The sequence below is a fragment of the Sphingomonas sp. Leaf339 genome (assembly GCF_001426195.1).
In the GTDB taxonomy this organism is placed as follows: Bacteria; Pseudomonadota; Alphaproteobacteria; order Sphingomonadales; family Sphingomonadaceae; genus Sphingomonas.
On the sequence record NZ_LMRS01000001.1, the window covers coordinates 651,793 to 668,031 of the forward strand.

Annotated in this window: 14 protein-coding genes; 9 read left to right on the forward strand and 5 right to left on the reverse strand. The window is 63.5% G+C overall.

Annotation, left to right across the window (positions count from 1 at the left end; translation table 11 throughout):
- Positions 1–11: 11 nt before the first annotated feature.
- Positions 12–1,052, reverse strand: a complete 1,041-nt coding sequence (locus tag ASG67_RS02985) for a quinone-dependent dihydroorotate dehydrogenase (protein WP_056524993.1) — start codon at positions 1,050–1,052, stop codon at positions 12–14.
- A 120-nt stretch (positions 1,053–1,172) separates the two neighbouring features.
- On the opposite strand from ASG67_RS02985, the gene ASG67_RS02990 reads away from it, so the two are divergent.
- From ASG67_RS02990 to ASG67_RS03020, 7 genes are all read left to right on the forward strand, one after another.
- Complete coding sequence (locus ASG67_RS02990) at positions 1,173–1,625, forward strand: SUF system Fe-S cluster assembly regulator (RefSeq protein ID WP_056524996.1); 453 nt, start codon at positions 1,173–1,175, stop codon at positions 1,623–1,625.
- A complete protein-coding gene (gene sufB / locus ASG67_RS02995) occupies positions 1,625–3,109 on the forward strand; it encodes a Fe-S cluster assembly protein SufB (protein ID WP_056524999.1) in 1,485 nt (494 codons plus the stop codon). The genes ASG67_RS02990 and sufB overlap by 1 nt, the downstream gene beginning before the upstream one ends.
- Before the next feature lie 88 nt (positions 3,110–3,197).
- Positions 3,198–3,941, forward strand: coding sequence for a Fe-S cluster assembly ATPase SufC (sufC, locus tag ASG67_RS03000; protein WP_056525002.1), 744 nt, complete (start codon positions 3,198–3,200; stop codon positions 3,939–3,941).
- Positions 3,938–5,014 carry a SufD family Fe-S cluster assembly protein gene (locus ASG67_RS03005; protein WP_056525005.1) on the forward strand — a complete coding sequence of 359 codons (1,077 nt, stop codon included), beginning with the start codon at positions 3,938–3,940 and terminating at the stop codon, positions 5,012–5,014. The genes sufC and ASG67_RS03005 overlap by 4 nt, the downstream gene beginning before the upstream one ends.
- The gene (locus tag ASG67_RS03010; protein ID WP_056525008.1) at positions 4,993–6,216 is read left to right on the forward strand and encodes an aminotransferase class V-fold PLP-dependent enzyme; all 1,224 of its coding nucleotides are present in this window, start codon (positions 4,993–4,995) and stop codon (positions 6,214–6,216) included. Before ASG67_RS03005 ends, ASG67_RS03010 begins: the two co-directional genes overlap by 22 nt.
- A complete protein-coding gene (locus ASG67_RS03015; protein WP_056525011.1) occupies positions 6,213–6,677 on the forward strand; it encodes an SUF system Fe-S cluster assembly protein in 465 nt (154 codons plus the stop codon). The genes ASG67_RS03010 and ASG67_RS03015 overlap by 4 nt, the downstream gene beginning before the upstream one ends.
- On the forward strand, positions 6,677–7,030 hold the full coding sequence (locus ASG67_RS03020; protein WP_056525014.1) for a HesB/IscA family protein: 354 nt from the start codon (positions 6,677–6,679) through the stop codon (positions 7,028–7,030). Before ASG67_RS03015 ends, ASG67_RS03020 begins: the two co-directional genes overlap by 1 nt.
- A gap of 14 nt (positions 7,031–7,044) precedes the next feature.
- Here the strand turns inward: ASG67_RS03020 and ASG67_RS03025 are convergent, their stop codons facing one another.
- Positions 7,045–7,467, reverse strand: coding sequence for a TM2 domain-containing protein (locus ASG67_RS03025; protein ID WP_235535019.1), 423 nt, complete (start codon positions 7,465–7,467; stop codon positions 7,045–7,047).
- Positions 7,468–7,602: 135 nt separating this feature from the next.
- On the reverse strand, positions 7,603–10,290 hold the full coding sequence (acnA, locus tag ASG67_RS03030) for an aconitate hydratase AcnA (RefSeq protein ID WP_056525020.1): 2,688 nt from the start codon (positions 10,288–10,290) through the stop codon (positions 7,603–7,605).
- 225 nt (positions 10,291–10,515) lie between these two features.
- On the opposite strand from acnA, the gene ASG67_RS03035 reads away from it, so the two are divergent.
- Together ASG67_RS03035 and ASG67_RS03040 are read left to right on the forward strand one after the other, a co-directional pair.
- Positions 10,516–11,001, forward strand: a complete 486-nt coding sequence (locus ASG67_RS03035) for a hypothetical protein (RefSeq protein WP_235535020.1) — start codon at positions 10,516–10,518, stop codon at positions 10,999–11,001.
- Positions 10,986–11,366: a phasin family protein gene (locus ASG67_RS03040; protein WP_082543263.1), complete on the forward strand. Its 381-nt coding sequence runs from the start codon at positions 10,986–10,988 to the stop codon at positions 11,364–11,366. Before ASG67_RS03035 ends, ASG67_RS03040 begins: the two co-directional genes overlap by 16 nt.
- Before the next feature lie 25 nt (positions 11,367–11,391).
- Here ASG67_RS03040 and ASG67_RS03045 read toward each other — a convergent pair whose 3' ends face one another.
- Both ASG67_RS03045 and ASG67_RS03050 read right to left on the reverse strand, forming a co-directional pair.
- Positions 11,392–12,972 carry an efflux transporter outer membrane subunit gene (locus ASG67_RS03045; RefSeq protein ID WP_056525028.1) on the reverse strand — a complete coding sequence of 527 codons (1,581 nt, stop codon included), beginning with the start codon at positions 12,970–12,972 and terminating at the stop codon, positions 11,392–11,394.
- Entirely contained in the window at positions 12,969–16,238 is a 3,270-nt protein-coding gene (locus tag ASG67_RS03050) for a multidrug efflux RND transporter permease subunit (RefSeq protein ID WP_056525031.1), read from the reverse strand. Before ASG67_RS03050 ends, ASG67_RS03045 begins: the two co-directional genes overlap by 4 nt.
- Position 16,239 lies beyond the last annotated feature (1 nt).

Sequence of the window (16,239 nt, forward strand, 5' to 3'; positions counted from 1 at the left end):
CGGACAAGCCGTTACCCGACGGCGTCCGCCACGCTGGCGAAGCCGTCACGCATCAGCAGCGCATCCAGATCGCGCAGCATCCGCCCCGGCAACCCCGGCCCCTCATAGGCGAGCGCCGTATACAACTGCACCAGGCTTGCTCCCGCCCGTATCCGCGCATAGGCTTCCTCACCGCTGGCGATCCCGCCCACCGCGATCAGCGGGATCGCCCCGCCCGTTGCCGCCCGCGCCTCCATCAGCGCCGCCCGCGCCAGCGGTGCCAGCGGTGCGCCGGACAGCCCGCCCGTTTTGCCCGCCGCCCCCGATCGCAGGTCCGCCGGTCGCGAAATTGTGGTGTTGCCGACGATCAGCGCATCCAGCCGCGCATCGATCGCCGCCCGCGCCACCACGGCCATACCGGCGCGATCCAGATCGGGCGCGACCTTCAGGAACAGCGGCGTCACCCCAGCCGCCGCCCGCGATGCCGCCAGCAATTCGCCCAGCATGGGTTGCGCCTGCAGATCGCGCAGGCCGGGCGTATTGGGTGAACTGATGTTAATGGTCACATAACCCGCCAGCGGCGCCGCTGCTGCCACGCCCGCCGCATAATCCGCAACCCGATCGGTCGAATCCTTGTTCGCGCCGACATTGATGCCCAGCACACCATTCCGTTTTGCGGCCCGCCTCGCCGCCTTTGCCCGCGCCAGCCCCACCGCTAGCCCCTCGTTATTGAAGCCATAGCGGTTCACCACCGCCCGGTCCTCGACCAGCCGGAACAGTCGTGGCTTGGGATTGCCCGGCTGCGGTCGTGGCGTCAGCGTCCCGATCTCGACCGATCCGAAGCCGAGCCCAAAGAACCCGGCGATCGCCTCGCCATTCTTGTCGACCCCGGCCGCCAGTCCCACCGGATTGGCGAAGTCGATTCCCGCTACCCGCGTCGCCAGTCGGGGATAGGCCGCCGCATCCCGCTTCAGCGGCGTCCCCACACGTCCCCACGCCGCCAACGCCTTCACGGTCAGATTATGCGCGCGCTCGGCATCGAGCGAGAAGAGTAGGGGATGATAGATGGCCATGTCGCTCGCTACCGCTCTGCCGCGTGCGAGGAAACCCTTGCGAGTCGTTAGCAAAGATAGCGGTTGATCCGTCTCCTCCGCTGCACCATCTGCAATCCGAACAGATTGGTCCGATTGCTCATGCGTCTCTCTTCCCTCGCCGATTATGCGGTCGTCATGATGACTGCCGCCGCGCGCCATTGCGGCGGCGCGGGGCGGCTGAACGCGACGTTGCTCGCGGAGGAAACCGGCGTGCCGCTGCCGACCGCGCAAAAGCTCGTCAGCCGCCTCAGTGCCTCCGGTCTGCTGGAAAGCGCACGCGGCACCGGCGGCGGTTTCCGCCTGTCGCGGCCGCCGTCCTCAATCAGCCTCGCCGACGTGATCGAGGCGGTAGAGGGGCCGATTGCCTTGACCAACTGCGTGGATGAGGCGCGGCATGACTGCGCCATCGAGGGAAGCTGCCGCGTGAAACCGCATTGGAATATCGTCAACGCCGCCGTTCGCGGTGCGCTTGCGGGGGTCAGCCTCGCCCACCTCGCCCATGATGTTAAAGCCCCGGTCGGGCACCAGACCAAGATTGCGGAGATCGCGTGATGGCGACGAAGAACGCCGAGGCTTATGCGGCCGTATCGAAGACGTACGAGTGGGGTTTCTCCTCGGACATCGAACAGGAATTCGCGCCCAAGGGCCTGTCCGAAGACACCGTCCGCTATATCTCAGCCAAGAAGGGCGAGCCCGTCTGGATGCTCGACTGGCGGTTGAAGGCGTTCCGCCTGTGGCAGACGATGGAGGCCCCGGACTGGGCCAAGATGAACGTGCCCCCGATCGATTATCAGGACGCCTATTACTACGCCGAGCCCAAGGCGAAGCCGAAGCTCGGTTCGCTGGACGAGGTCGATCCCGAAATCCTGCGCGTCTACGAAAAGCTCGGCATCCCGATCGCCGAGCAGAAGATGCTCGCCGGTGTCGAGGAACTGGGTGAGGACGGCCAGCCAAAGCGCCGCGTCGCCGTGGACGCGGTGTTCGACAGCGTGTCCGTCGCCACGACCTTCCGCAAGGAACTGGAGGCCGCCGGCGTCATCTTCCGGTCGATTTCGGAAGCGATCAAGGAATATCCCGACCTCGTCCGCAAATGGCTGGGCAAAGTCGTGCCGCAGCGTGACAATTACTTTGCCACGCTGAACTCGGCGGTCTTCAGCGACGGCACGTTCGTGTATATTCCAGAGGGCGTCCGCTGCCCGATGGAGCTGTCGACCTATTTCCGCATCAATGCCGAAAACACCGGCCAGTTCGAACGCACGTTGATCGTCGCCGACAAGGGCAGCTATGTCAGCTACCTCGAAGGCTGCACCGCCCCGATGCGTGACGAGAACCAGCTTCACGCCGCCGTGGTGGAACTGGTCGCGCTCGACGATGCCGAGATCAAATATTCGACCGTCCAGAACTGGTATCCTGGCGACGAGAACGGCGTCGGCGGCATTTACAACTTCGTCACCAAGCGCGCGCTGTGTCAGGGCAAGAACAGCAAGGTGTCTTGGACGCAGGTCGAAACCGGCTCGGCGATCACCTGGAAATACCCTAGCTGCGTGCTGGCCGGCGACGGCAGCGTCGGTGAATTCTACTCGGTCGCGGTGACGAACAATCGTCAGCAGGCCGATACCGGCACCAAGATGATCCACCTTGGCAAGAACACGCGCTCGACGATCGTATCGAAGGGGATCAGCGCCGGTCGTAGCGACAACACCTATCGCGGCCTCGTCCGCGTCGCTCCCACGGCAGAGGGCGTCCGCAACTTCACCCAATGCGACAGCCTGTTGCTGGGCGACCAGTGTGGCGCCCACACCATTCCCTACATCGAAATTCGCAACCCCTCGGCGCAGATCGAGCATGAGGCGACCACGTCGAAGATCAGCGAGGACCAGCTCTTCTACGCCATGTCCCGCGGCCTCGACCAGGAGGCCGCCGTCGCCCTGATCGTCAACGGCTTTGCCCGCGAAGTGCTGAAGCAACTGCCGATGGAATTCGCGGTCGAAGCGCAGAAGCTGCTGGGGATCAGCCTGGAAGGTTCGGTCGGCTGATCGTTGCTCCGGTTTCGCGCATCTGATGATGGCGCGACCGGATTAGGAAATTGGCCTCTGCTTGCAGGGGCGACGAAGTAGGAAGTCGATGCTCAAGATTGAAAACCTCCACGCCGAAATCGACGGCAAGGAAATCCTCAAGGGCTTGTCCCTGACCGTGAACGCGGGCGAGATCCACGCGATCATGGGGCCGAACGGCGCGGGCAAATCGACGCTCGGCTATGTCCTTGGCGGCCGCCCCGGTTATGAAGTGACCGCCGGTTCGATCGAGTTTGACGGTCAGGACCTGCTGGAATTGGAGCCGCATCAGCGCGCCGCCGCCGGCGTGTTCCTCGGCTTTCAGTACCCAGTCGAAATTCCCGGCGTCTCGAACGTCCAGTTCCTGCGCGAGGCGCTGAACGCCCAGCGCGCGACGCGCGATGAGAAGCCGCTATCGGGCGCCGAATTCCTGAAGCTGGCGCGCGAGGAAGCGCGCAAGCTCGACATGGATGCCGAGATGCTGAAGCGTCCCGTCAATGTCGGCTTTTCCGGCGGCGAGAAGAAGCGTAACGAGATGGTCCAGATGGGCATCGTGAACCCCAAGTTCGCGATCCTCGACGAAACCGACTCCGGCCTCGACATCGACGCGCTCCGCATCGTCGGCGACGGCATCAACCGCATCATGCGCGCGCCCGACAAGGCGGTGCTACTCATCACCCATTACCAGCGCCTGCTCGATTACGTGCAGCCCGATGTCGTCCACGTTCTCGCCGATGGCCGAATCGTCCGTTCCGGCGGCGCCGACCTCGCGCACGAACTGGAGCGTGAGGGCTATGCGCAGGTGACGGCATGAGCCTGATCGAACTACCCTCTACGCGCGAGGAGGAATGGCGCTGGGCTGATCCGGACGCGATCGCCGCCGCCGCGTCACTGCCTTGGTCCGACGCGACCGAGGACGCAGCTAACTGGTGGCTCGACCTTCCCGGCGCGCGCATCGTCGTACGTGATGGGGTGATCGATCAGGCCGCGAGCACCCTCGATCCCATCACGCTGCGTTCGATCGAGGCCGGCGACCATGCGCTGGGTCAGCGTGCCACTGGCCCCGGCTGGTCGCTGCATCTCGACGCCGCTGCCGCCGCGCAGCCGGTGCAGATCGTCCATGTCTCGACCGGCGGCGCCAATCATCTGCCGTCCGAGATCGTCCTCGCCGCCGATGTCGTCGCGCAGGTTGTCGAGACCTATGTTGGCGCCGGCTGGGCCAACCGCTACCTGCGCGTCACGCTCGGCGCCACTGCCCGGCTGATGCGTTCGGTCCGCCTGTTGCAGGCTGGCGGCTTCACCAGCTTGCGCGAAGACGCCGCGCTCGGCACCGGTGCCAGCCTCGTTACCATCTTCCTCGGCGCCGGTCAGGCCGGCACCCGGATCGATGCGACGATCGTGGCCGGGGAGGGGGCGTACGCCGATTACGGCGGCGCGCTGCTCACCGCCGGCGATCAGCGTCAGGAATGCGCCGTCGCCGTCCGCCACGCCCAACCCAATGGCAGCAGTCAGCAGGTCTGGCGCGCGGTCGCCGGCGATCGCTCGACCGCCAGCCTCGTCGCCCGTGTCGAGGTCGCGCGCGACGCCCAGAAGACCGATGGCGTCCAATCGCTGCGCGGTCTGCTGCTGAAGCGCACCGCGACCGTCAACCTGAAGCCGGAACTCGAGATCTTCGCCGACGACGTGAAATGTGCCCACGGTGCAACGGTCGGCGAACTCGACGCCCGCGCGCTGTTCTACATGCAAAGCCGTGGCATCCCCCATGCTCGTGCGCAGGCGTTGCTCACCACGGCGTTCGTGGCGGATGCTCTCGACCGGATCGGTGACGAAACCGTGCGCGCCGCATTCTCGACGGATGCAGAGACATGGCTGGATCGCGCGTTGTGAGTAGCGCCGCCCCCCTCGACACACTGGCCGACTTTCCCGCAATCCCGTCGGGCTGGGCCTATCTCGACACCGCCGCGACCGCGCAGAAGCCGCAGGTCGTCGTCGACGCCATCACCCGCGCATACGGTGAAACCTACGCCACCGTGCATCGCGGCGTGTACGCCCGCTCGGCCGATATGACCGTCGCCTATGAGGCGGTACGTGGCCGCGTCGCCCGCTTTATCGGTGCCGCCTCGCCCGAGGAGTGCGTGTTCGTCCGCGGCGCGACCGAGGCGATCAACCTCGTCGCGCAATGCTGGGCCGGGACGCAGTTGAAGGCCGGTGATCGCATCATGCTGTCGATGCTGGAGCACCACAGCAACATCGTGCCGTGGCAGATGGTGGCCGAACGTGTTGGCGCCGCGATCGATGTCTGCCCGCTAACCGCTGATGGCCGTATCGATCTCGATGCGATGGGCACGATGCTGACCGACCGGCACAAGCTGGTCGCGCTCGCCCATGTCTCTAACGTCCTCGGTTCCGTCCTCGACGTGCCCCGCGCGGTCGAACTGGCGCACGGCGTCGGCGCGAAGATCTTGATCGACGGTTGTCAGTCGGTGCCGCGCCTGCCGGTGGACGTCACCGCGCTCGGCTGCGACTTCTACGTCTTTTCCGCACACAAGCTCTACGGCCCGACCGGCCTCGGCGTCCTGTGGGCGCGCGCCGACCTGCTCGACGTGATGCCACCGTGGCAGGGGGGCGGTTCGATGATCGACCGCGTCACCTTCGCCAAAACCACCTACGCACCGCCACCGGGCCGGTTCGAGGCGGGGACACCGCACATCGTCGGCGCGCTCGGCCTCCATGCCGCGATCGATTATGTCGATGCCATCGGCTTGTCGCGCATCCACGCGCATGAAACCGCGCTGGTGGCGCAGGCACGCGAGGCACTTGGCAGCATCAACTCCGTCCGCCTGCTCGGACCGGACGATTCCGCCGGCATCGTCAGCTTCACCATCGAGGGGGTGCATCCGCACGACATCGGCACCATCTTGGACGAAGCACAGGTCGCGATCCGCGCCGGCCATCATTGTGCGCAACCTTTGATGGATGCGCTGGGTGTCGATGCGACCGCACGGGCGAGTTTCGGCGTCTATAATGGCCCGCAGGACGTCGAGGCGCTGGTCAAGGGCGTGGAACGCGTAACGAGGATTTTCGGATGAACGGCTTCGAGGTCGAGGAAGTGGACGGCGTCCAACCCCCACCCAAGGCACGCGTGGACGATGCGGTAGAGGCGGCAGCACCCGCCCCGCGCGAGCGCGATTATCTGTCCGGCTTTCTTGCGCAGAAGCCGCAAGGTGACGCCCCCGGTGAACCCGGCGGCGCGCTGTACGAGGCGGTCGTTGACGCCCTCAAGGAAATCTACGATCCCGAAATTCCGGTAAATATATACGATCTCGGCCTGATCTACGGCGTCGAGGTGACAGACAACGGTCACGCCGTCGTGTCGATGACGCTTACGACCCCCAATTGTCCGGTCGCGGAATCGATGCCCACCGAGGTTGAGATGCGTGTGTCTTCGGTCCCGGGCATTTCGACCGCCGACGTCAATCTTGTCTGGGACCCGCCATGGGACCCGCAAAAGATGTCGGACGATGCCAAGCTAGAATTGGGGATGCTCTGATGGCCACTACGCTCCGCGCCCGCCCGGCGGCCCTCAACCTGACGCCGTCGGCGCATGATCGCATTGCCGACCTGATGGCCCGCGCCCCCGCCGACGCGATCGGCGTGAAGCTGTCGACCCCCAAGCGCGGCTGCTCTGGGCTGGCCTATTCGGTCGACTACGTCACTGAAGCGAAGCCGTTCGACGAGCGGATCGACACCCCCGGTGGCGTCCTGTTCGTCGATGGCGGCTCGATCCTGTATTTGATCGGATCGACGATGGACTGGGTCGAAGACGACTTCACCGCCGGGTTCGTGTTCGCCAATCCCAATGCCAAGGGTGCGTGTGGCTGCGGAGAGAGTTTCACCGTCTGACGGTTTGACGGGCCTCAGCTCTTCTTGCGTGGGTAACGATTGGCAAATTCGGTGTCGGACATCATCAGATAGCGGATCATGTCGATCAGCGCCCAAGGTCCGGTCACGACTAGCCCAATCACCGTGCAACTGAGCACGATCATGGCAATACCCGATCCCTTCCGCCCTAGGTAAAAGCGGTGGATGCCCAACGTTCCCAACAGAAACGCCAGCGCGGCCGCGACATATTTGTTGCGATCGTTGGTTGTCATTACGTGGATTGGCGTCGGAGCGGCAACAGGCATCGGACAGATGCTCAGCGCACGGTTCTCACTAGTTTCAAAGTCTACATAGGCGCCGATCGCCGGCTCGCCCCGATGAGCCCAGTCGGCGGGACCGAAGATATATCGACGACCATCGTCACCGGCGACCAGCCCATCGCCGGTTCGCGTATCCACCCCAAGTATCTGTCCGCGCATCCACCGCCCCCGCGTTGCCGTCCATATCCACCGATCGCATCGGCGGGCATCCAATATGAATCGGCGGAAATTCCGGATGAAGGGGCATGGCCACCAGCCACACCCCTCCAAAAATTAGGCCGCCAGATTCCGAAGTACGTACTGCAGGATGCCGCCGTTCAGGAAATATTCCAGCTCATTCACCGTATCGATCCGGCACCGCGTCATGAACGTCTCGGACTTGCCGTCCGCCCGCACCAGCGTGACCTCGATATCCTGACGCGGACGGATCGCCGCGACGTTGTGAATCGTGAACGTCTCCGATCCGTCGAGGCCGAGCGTCTCCCGCGTCACGCCCTCGGCGAATTGCAGCGGTAGCACGCCCATGCCGACCAGGTTCGACCGGTGGATACGCTCGAAGCTCTCGGTGATGACCGCACGCACGCCGAGCAGGTTTGTGCCCTTCGCCGCCCAGTCGCGCGATGATCCGGTACCATATTCCTTGCCGGCGACGATTACGAGCGGCGTGCCGTCCGCCTTGTGGCGCATGGCGGCGTCATAGATCGCCATGACCTCGCCCTCATACTTGGTCATGCCGCCTTCGATACCCGGCACCATCTCGTTGCGGATGCGGATATTGGCGAAGGTGCCGCGCACCATCACCTGATCATTGCCACGGCGCGCGCCATAGCTGTTGAAGTCGGCGCGGCTGACCTGCCGCTCCGAGAGCCAGCGACCGGCGGGGCTGTCGGCCTTGATCGAACCGGCCGGGCTGATGTGGTCGGTGGTGATGGAATCGCCCAGGATCGCCAATGGCTTCGCCTCGATGATGTCCATGACCGGTGCCGGCGTCATCTCCATGCCCTCGAAATAGGGAGGATTGGCGACGTAGGTGGACGCGGCCGGCCAAGCATAGGTTGCCGAACCGGTTACCTCGATGCCCGACCACTTTTCGTCGCCCTGATAGACGTTGCCGTACCGGGTACGGAACATCTCGTCGTTGATGTTCGCGTTCATCACCGTAGCGACCTCGTCGTTGGTCGGCCACACGTCCTTCAGATACACGTCCTGCCCGTCGCTGCCCTGACCCAGCGGTGTTTCGATCATGTCGGTCGTGACGCTGCCCTTGATGGCATAGGCGACGACCAGCGGCGGCGAGGCAAGGAAGTTGGCGCGCACATCGGCCGACACGCGGCCTTCGAAGTTGCGGTTGCCCGACAGCACCGATGCGGCGACGAGATCGTTTTCGTTGATCGCCGCCGAGATCGGTCCCGACAGTGGCCCCGAATTGCCGATGCAGGTCGTGCAGCCATAACCGACGAGGTTGAAACCCATCGCGTTCAGGTCGGTGGTCAGCCCCGCCTTGTCGAGATAGTCGGTGACGACCTGCGAGCCCGGCGCCAGCGAGGTCTTCACCCATGGCTTGGACTTCAGGCCGAGGGCGTTCGCCTTGCGGGCGACCAGACCGGCGGCGACCAGCACCGACGGGTTCGACGTGTTGGTGCAGCTGGTGATCGCGGCGATCACCACGTCGCCGTCACCGATGTCGTGGGTGGCACCCTCGACCGCGACGCGCTTGGCCTGTTCCTTGTGATAGACCTTGAACAGGTCGCCGTTGAATACCTCGTCCACCTTGTTCAGCGACACCTTGTCCTGCGGCCGCTTCGGCCCGGCAAGCGACGGCACGACGGTGCCCATGTCGAGTTCCAGCGTGTCGGTGAAAATCGGGTCCGCCGCGTTCTCGTCACGCCAGAAGCCGTTGGCCTTGGCATAGGCCTCGACCAGCGCGACGTTCTCGTCGGACCGCGCGGTCAGGCGCATATAATCCATCGTGCGCTCGTCGATCGGGAAGAACCCGCAGGTCGCGCCATATTCGGGCGCCATGTTGGCGATCGTCGCGCGGTCGGCGAGCGTCATCTTCGACAGGCCGGGGCCATAGAATTCGACGAAGCGGCCGACGACGCCCTTCTTGCGCAGCATCTGCGTGACGGTGAGGACAAGGTCGGTGGCGGTGATGCCCTCGGCCAGCTCACCGGTCAGCTTGAAGCCGACGACTTCGGGGATCAGCATCGACACCGGCTGGCCGAGCATCGCGGCCTCCGCCTCGATCCCGCCGACGCCCCAGCCGAGCACGCCCAGGCCGTTGATCATCGTCGTATGGCTGTCGGTGCCGACCAGCGTATCCGGATAGGCGATCGCCGACGTGCCCATCGCATGCTGGCCGATCTCCTGCGATGACCAGATCGCCTGACCGATATATTCCAGGTTCACCTGATGGCAGATGCCGGTGCCCGGCGGCACGACCTGGAAATTGTCGAGCGCCTTCGATCCCCATTTCAGGAACTCGTAACGCTCCATGTTGCGCTGGTATTCGAGGTCCACGTTATCCTGAAACGCCTTCGGCGTGCCGAACTCGTCGACCATGACCGAATGGTCGATGACCAGATGGACGGGCACCTGCGGATTGATCTTAGCCGCATCGCCGCCCAGCTTGGTGATGGCATCGCGCATCGCGGCTAGATCCACGACGCAAGGGACGCCAGTGAAATCCTGCATCAGCACACGCGCGGGGCGATACTGAATTTCACGGTTCGAGCGGGCATCCTGCTGCCAGTCGACGATCGCCTGGATATCCTCACGCGTCACGGTGACGCCGTCCTCGAAACGGAGCAGGTTTTCCAGCAGCACCTTCATCGAGAAGGGCAGGCGCGAGATGTCGCCGAGTTGCTCGGCCGCCTTGGCCAGGCTGTAATAATCGTACGTCTTGCTGCCGACCGAAAGGGTGGAGCGGGTGTTCAGCGTGTCCTGGCCGATGGCGGTCATGGGCGTCCTTTGCCTGTTGTCCCACGGCACCCGTCGGGCGGCAGGGCCGCACGGGCGCGAGGGCGTCGGATGATCGAATGCGTGCGTGCGCGATAGCAGCGGTGCGCGCGTGGGGAAAGGGTAGGTTGCATCGAACCTTTGCGTCATCGTTGCCCCCGGACGATTGACGGCGGCCGCCGGTGACGTACTCCTTCGACGATGGCACGTGCGCTCAAAGTTTTCCGAATGCCGATCGGTTTTCACGACGCCTATGTCGCTGCGCCTAGCCGCAAGGCGGCCCTGGCGGCATGGGGCGCCGACCGCGACCTGTTCGCACGCGGCATCGCCGAGGAGGTAAAGGATGCCGATCTGATGGCCGAGCCGCTTGCCTCGCCCGGCGCGGTCATCCGCCGCTCAAGGGGGTCCGCTGCGGAGCAGATGGCGGCGCTGCCTGCTGACGAGAAGCCGAAAGCCCGCGCCAAGGCCGTATCCAGGAGTGACGCGCAAAAACCGGATCGAGCTGAGTTGGAGCAGGCCGAACAGGCGATGGAGAACGCGAGCACCAACGCCCGAAAAACGGCACAGGAATTCGATCGCCGCGCGGCGGCACTGGCGCGGGAGCGTCGCGAGGCGGAGCGGCGGCAGACGGACGACATCGCCCGACTGACGGAAAGGCGGGATAAGGTGGCCGCTGCTTACGAACAGGCGACGGCGATATGGCGCGATCGATAGGGAAGGATCATGATTGCGGTGAGAACGTTGCCGACTCATCAACCACAAGCAGGAGAGCCCAGATGCCGACGGATTTTCAGGATCAGGCGAAGGCCGGCGCGGAGAAGATGAACGAGGCCGGCCAGAAGATCGCCGAACAAGGATCGACAATCGGTGCGAAGATTATCGATCAGGTCGAGACGAACACGCGTGAAGCCTTCGCCGCGATGCGTGCCGCCACGCAAGCCAAAGATATCACCGAGGTAATGCGTATCCAGAGTGACTATATGCGCGATCAGGGCAATCGGGCGATGACGCAAGCCCGAGAAGTGGGCGAACTCATCATGCAATTCGGCAAGGACGCCGTTACCCCCTTCAAGCAATGATGTCCGATAGCGGCATCGACACCGGTTAGCGTGTCGGTGCCGTGGTCGATGGTGATGAGGGCGAAACGGGCCGAGGACCATCGGCGGTCGCCTCCAACGAAGAATCCCCGCCCAACACCCGATAAAGAGTGACCCGGTTCGAGGCGGCCGTCAGTTGGGTCGCCACGAATGTGCGTTGTGCCGAGTACAGCGAGCGCTGCGCGTCCAGCGTGTTGAGGAAAGGCGTAACGCCGCCCCGGTAGGACGCATCAGTCAACTGCAGGGTATCAGCGGTTGAAGCAACAAGCCGACGGTTGGCGGCCAACTGGTCGGCGATCGTGCCCTGGCGGGCTAGCGCGTCGGCCGTCTCCTGAAACGCGGTCTGTATGGCCTTTTCGTAGGTCGCCAGCGCCGCATCGCGCTGTGCCTGCGAGTACCGGACATTGGCACGGGCTGCGCCCGCCTGAAAGATCGGGTAGCTGACGCTGGGAGCTGCCGAATAATTGAACGCGTCGTTGGTGAACAGCGATGACAATGCCGTGGAGGCGAACCCGATCAGACCAGTCAGCGAGATACGGGGAAACAATGCGGCGCGTGCCGCGCCAATCTCGGCATTGGTAGCGCGAAGCTCATACTCCGCCTGCACTACGTCGGGTCGGCGCAGCAATATTCCGGAGTCGAGTCCGGCGGGCAGGGCCGCGACCGTTGCCGCGGCAGCATCGATCGTCGTCGGCAGCAACGCCGGATCGACCGGAGCGCCGACGAGAAGCTGCATCGCGTTTGCATCCTGGGCGACCAACGTGCGCTGCTGGGCCAGATCGGATTCTGCGGTAGCGAGGATCTGTTCGGCCTGTGCGACATCGGTCCGCGGCGAAATACCCCCGCGAAGTCGAGCACGGGTCAGCACGACCGATCGCTGCGCCGACGACGCCGTATCCTGGGCGATGCGGAGCAGGCTCTGGTCGGCGGCATAGGTCAGCCACGCATCGGCGATATCGCCCACTAGGGTCAGCCGGGTCGCGCGGGCCGCGGCCTCGGTGCTGAAATACCGGTCGAGTGCGGCGCTACTCAAGTTGCGGATACGGCCGAACAAGTCGAGCTCGAACGAGGTAACGCCCAAACCCACTGACCACGCACTGTTCGAGGACGACGTTGTGACGACGGTGCCACCCGTGCCAATACCTGCGCCGGTGCCGCCGGTTCCGGTGCCAACCCCAGTTCCCGTCCCGACCCCGGTCCCCGACCCAGTTCCAGTCCCGCCACCTGCAACGCTGGACGCGCCCCGACCGCCACCGGAATAAGTGTACCGCCCAGTTGCGTCGACCTGTGGAAACAGATCTGCCCGCTGGATGCGATACTGCGCGCGCGCCGCCTGGATATTGGCGGCGGCTACTCGCAGATCACGATTGTTCACCAGCGCCTGTTCGATCAGCGACTGCAGGCGGCGATCGGTGAAGACCGCCGGGTAAGTGATGGCGGGCAATGCCGCCTCTGACTGGCGCAGATAAGCATCGCCGACCGGCCACGACGTGGGCACCGGCAATTCGGGCCGGACATATTTTGGGGCAAGCGAACAGCCAGAGATTGCCGTCACCGCCAGCATCAAGGGTAACGTTTTACGCATCATGCCGTCTCCGGCCGATGAGGGCCTTGCGGTTCGGGCGGGCCATATGCCTCGCCGTCCTTGTGACCATCGCCCTGAAAGCCGGTGGGCTTACCGCGCAGCTTGGCCATGCCATCACGCACGCCGCGCCGGACGAGGACGAAGAACAGCGGGATGTAGAAGATCGCAAGGAACGTCGCCGACAACATCCCACCGATCACCGCCGTACCGATGGCAATCCGGCTGTTCGCGCCGGCGCCCGTCGAGATCGCGAGGGGCAGCACACCGAAGATGAAAGCGAATGACGTCATCAGGATCGGGCGCAGGCGGATTTTTGCTGCTTCCAGCGCCGCATCCATCACCCGCTTACCCTGCCGTTCGGCCTGTTCGGCGAACTCGATCATGAGGATCGCATTCTTGGCCGCCAGCCCCATCGTCGTGAGCAGACCGATTTGCAGATAGACATCGTTGGTCAGGTTACGCAGCGTGACGAACGCGATGGCGCCGATCAGACCCAGCGGAATGATAAGCAGCACGGCAAACGGGATCGACCAGCTTTCGTACAGTGCCGCGAGACACAAGAACACGACCAAGATCGACAGCCCGTAAAGGATCGGCGCCTGCCCGGAAGACACGTCTTCCTGATAGGACAGTCCGGCCAATTCAACCGACGTTCCCGGGATTTCGCCCGCGAGCCGTCGCATCGTCTCCAAAGCCTGTCCTGAACTTGTCCCCGGGGCTGACGAGCCCTGGAATTCGAAGGACGGAATACCGTTGAACCGGGACAGCGACACCGGCGCCTGTTGCCAACTGGTCGTAGCGAATGACGAAAATGGTGCCATTTGGTTGCTGGACCCGCGCACGAACCACTGGTTCAGGTCGGATGGCGAGGAACGGTAAGGAGCGTCCCCCTGAACGTAGACGCGCTTCACGCGTCCGCGATCGAGGAAATCGTTGACGTACTGCCCACCCCACGCAGTTGACAGCGTCGAGTTGACGGTCGATTGCGTCAATCCCAGCGAAGCCAATTTCTGTGGGTCGATATCGACCTTTACGGTCGGCACGTCGGGCAGTTCGGTCAGCCGTACGCCAGCCAGTGTTGGTTCGGCCGCCGCTGCGGCAAGCAATTTATCGCGGGCCGCAGAAAATTTCTCCTGGCTCATCCCCGACGTATTTTGAAATTCGATCGTGAAGCCGTTCGACTGACCAAGACCGCGTACGGCGGGCGGCACCAGCGCATAGACCTGAGCATCACGAAGATTGGAGAACGCACCGGAAGCGCGGCCAGTGATCGCATCGGCCGAATTATCTGCACCTTCCCGAAGCGACCAATCCTTCAGCGCCGCAAAGCCGATGCCCGTGTTCTGGCCGCCCGGAGCGCCGCCGCCACCGACACCGCTGACCGTGAACATGGTCGCAACATTGGCGCCTTCGTTGCCGACGAAGTATTTCTCGACTTCCTTCTGTACCTCAAACGTCCGGTTCTGTGTTGCACCCGGCGGCAACTGGAACTGCACGATCGCGATACCCTGGTCCTCGGTCGGCAGGAATCCGGTAGGCAGGCGAAGGAACAACAGGGCCAGCACTACGACGATAATACCGTAGATACCCAGCCACAGCCACTTTGCCGCAACGATTTTCTTGACCGCATCGACATACCGATCCGACGTGCGATCGAACCAGTTGTTGAAATTGTCACGGGCGCGGGCGAAGAAATGCGCAACTTTGGGGAAACGGCGGCCCAGCCAGCCATCCTCGACCGGATCGCCGTTCTCATCCTGCTTTTTCTGTTTCAGCAGCGTGGTCGTCAACGCCGGCGACAGCACCAATGCGACGACTACCGACAGGATCATCGCCGACACGATCGTCAATGAAAATTGGCGGTAGATCACACCAGTCGATCCACCGAAGAACGCCATTGGCAGGAATACCGCCGACAACACCAGCGCGATCGCGACGAGTGCCACGGTAATCTCGTCCATCGACCGGATCGTCGCCTCGCGCGGCGACAGGCTGGGATCTTCCTCCATTAGCCGCTCGACGTTTTCCACGACGACAATGGCGTCATCGACCAACAAACCGATCGCCAGCACAAGGCCGAATAGCGTCAGCGTGTTGATCGAAAAGCCGGCGAGATAGAAGACCGCGAACGTCCCCAGAAGGACAACCGGCACCGCGATCGTCGGGATCAGCGTCGCACGCCAGCTTTGAAGGAAAACGAACATGACGATGACGACGAGGATCACCGCCTCGATCAGGGTCTTCACCACCTCTTCGATCGACAATTTAATGAATTCGGTCGAATCGTTGACGAAGGTATATTCGTATCCCGGTGGGAAGCTCTTCGACGCCTGCTCGACCTGTGCCTTTACCAGTTCGGCCGTCTTCAGCGCGTCGGCACCGGGAGCCAACAGGACGGCAATACCGGCACCAGGATGCTGGTTGATCCGGCTGCGAGCCGAATAATTCTCGGCGCCCAGTTCAACCCAGCCGACATCGGAAACCCGGACGGCCGCGCCGTTGTTCAGCGTCTTCAAAATGATATTGCGGAATTGTTCGGGCGTTTGGAGCCGCGATTGTGCCGTCACGACGGCATTCAGATACTGCTTGTCGGACGAAGGCTGGCCGCCGATCTCGCCGGCGGCAACCTCGGTATTCTGATTTTGAACCGCGGTGATGACGTCAGACGGCATCAGCTGGAAGCTGTTGAGCTTGTTCGGGTCCAGCCAGATTCGCATGGCATATTGCGATCCGAAGACGTTGGTATCACCGACGCCGGGCGTGCGGCCCAATGGATCCTGCAACGTCGAGGTCAGATAGTCCGATACGTCGCGGTTGGTCGTACGATCCGTTGTATCATACACTGCGGCAATCAGCAGGAAGTCCGGGTTGGACTTGCGGACGATCAGCCCTTGTTGCTGCACCTGACTTGGCAGGCGGCTGAGCGATTGCTGAACCTGGTTCTGAACCTGGACCTGCGCGATATCCGGATCGGTACCCTTGGCGAAGGTGCAGGTGATCGTCACCTGACCGCGAGAGGATGACGAGGACTGGAAATACAGCAGCCCGTCGATGCCCGTCAGCGTCTGTTCGACCACCTGCGTGACGGCATTTTGCAATGTCTGGGCATTCGCACCTGGGTACGTCGCCCGGATCGTCACCTGCGGCGGCGCGACGTCGGGATATTGGGCAATCGGCAGGCCCATGATGCCGCCGACGCCGGCGAGCATGATGATGATCGCGATCACCCAAGCGAAAATCGGGCGATCGATGAAGATGCGGCTTATCATG